Below are 513 nucleotides of genomic sequence, written 5' to 3' on the forward strand. Positions count from 1 at the left end.
TCGCTGACGGTGCTGGGCTCCCCCGGGTCGAGGCGGCCATTGCCGTTTAAGTCCAAAAAGGTGGCGATGCCCGGCAGCCCCGGCTCCCCCGGATCCCGCAGCCCATTGCCGTTGAGATCGTCGAAATGGGATCCCTCAATTCGTCCTGTGGGAGGAGCTGAGACTGGGGGAAGCGGGCGACTGGAACCCCCGCCGCCACAGGCGCTTATGCTCAGGGCCAGACACAACCCCAGCGGAATAGACCAAGAGCGAGCCAAGCCAAGGGGGGAATGGGATCGCGAGAGATGAGGCATGGTCAGATTCTCCAAAGCCAGCCGGTTGTGCTAGTCAAGGATATCCTACCGGCGAAGCCTAAAGATTGCGCAACCGGGAGAACTTCTCCCCGCGGCCGGCTCTCCCGAGTTGCCCCAAGACCCCAATGCCCACTTTTGCCTCTTGCCGCCCGTGCACCTGGGCAGTAAAACCAGGGTGGGAGGGTGTGTGGCAGATGAATATCGCGGTCTTGGGGTTCAA

The 513-nt window shown here is 62.2% G+C and carries 1 pseudogene; it reads right to left on the minus strand.

Annotated features, from left to right (window positions below):
* A pseudogene (locus NW819_RS13915) lies at window positions 1-293 on the minus strand (trypsin); the annotation flags it as partial.
* Between the last annotated feature and the right edge of the window lie 220 nt (window positions 294-513).

It is taken from the genome of Synechococcus sp. R8-2 (genome assembly GCF_047461715.1).
Lineage (GTDB): Bacteria > Cyanobacteriota > Cyanobacteriia > Thermostichales > Thermostichaceae > Thermostichus.